At 55.8% G+C, this 604-nt stretch carries 1 protein-coding gene; it reads left to right on the top strand.

The window, feature by feature from the left end; translation table 11 throughout:
• Positions 1–62: 62 nt before the first annotated feature.
• The coding region (locus AB4090_RS15115) for an IS5 family transposase (protein ID WP_369574701.1) at positions 63–604 on the top strand (542 nt) is incomplete at its 3' end.

Genomic DNA, 604 nt, shown 5'->3' with positions numbered 1-604 from the left:
TAACAGGCTGCTGAAAAAGTCCGTGGTATAATTGCCGGAACAGGGCACGGAGGGATTCGATCATGCGTGGAGCCAAGGTAGAGATGGGTGCGATGTTCAGTTATCTGTCTCCGGAGGAGCGGGTGCCTGCAGATCATCCTCTGCGTGCTATCCGGGTGATCGTGGATCGATCCTTGGCAGAGCTCGACGGACATTTCAACCAGATGTACTCGGACCTTGGCCGCCCCTCGATTCCCCCAGAGCACCTGCTTCGCGCTTTGCTTTTGCAGGTCTTTTACAGTGTTCGCTCCGAGCGGCAGCTGATGGAACAGGTCGATTACAATCTCCTGTTCCGCTGGTTCGTGGGCTTGGGAATGGATGACCAGATTTGGGTGCCAACGGTGTTCACCAAGAACCGGGATCGCTTGCTGGACAATGGAACGGTACAACGCTTTTTTCAGACGGTCTTGGAGCAGGCAAGGCATCAGGGGCTGCTTTCCGAGGAGCACTTTTCTGTGGATGGCACCTTGCTGGAGGCCTGGGCTTCTCAGAAATCCTTTCAGCCCAAAGACCCCGAGGATCGGCAGGGCGACGGCTCTGATTTCCGTGGACAGAAGCGAAACAA

Origin of the sequence: Acidithiobacillus sp. IBUN Pt1247-S3 (assembly GCF_041146875.1) — a bacterium.
In the GTDB taxonomy this organism is placed as follows: Bacteria; Pseudomonadota; Gammaproteobacteria; order Acidithiobacillales; family Acidithiobacillaceae; genus Igneacidithiobacillus.
This window is presented reverse-complemented; position numbering and strand designations above follow the sequence as displayed.